This is a genomic window from Streptomyces durhamensis, from assembly GCF_000725475.1.
Taxonomy (GTDB): Bacteria; Actinomycetota; Actinomycetes; order Streptomycetales; family Streptomycetaceae; genus Streptomyces; species Streptomyces filipinensis.
This window is the reverse complement of the sequence record NZ_JNXR01000186.1, coordinates 1-295: the sequence shown is the minus strand read 5'-3', so window position 1 is coordinate 295 and position 295 is coordinate 1. Positions and strand designations below refer to the sequence as shown.

Below are 295 nucleotides of genomic sequence, written 5' to 3'. Positions count from 1 at the left end.
GTGCACGTCGGTCTTGTAGACGACGGCGGCGTCGGCCTCCTTGAGCTCGACCTTGTTCAGGGCGCTCTTGACGTCCTGTTCGTAGGAGACGGGGGTGAGTTTGAGGTCGGCGGCGTCCAGGGCCTTTTGCGCGGCGGTGCCGCAGGGCACGGTCTTGTCGCACAGGACGACCTTGAGGCCGGACTTGGTGAGGTCCTTGAGGGTGGTGACCTTGTCGGGGTTGCCGGGGAGGGTGGCGATCTCCAGCTGGTTGCGGACGAAGGTGGCCGGGGTGCCGGCGGCGTCCTTCCTGGCG

1 protein-coding gene is annotated in these 295 nt (G+C 67.5%); it reads right to left on the bottom strand.

Annotated elements, in window-relative coordinates:
* The coding region (locus IO33_RS0142290; protein WP_031174373.1) for a substrate-binding domain-containing protein at window positions 1-295 on the bottom strand (295 nt) is incomplete at both ends.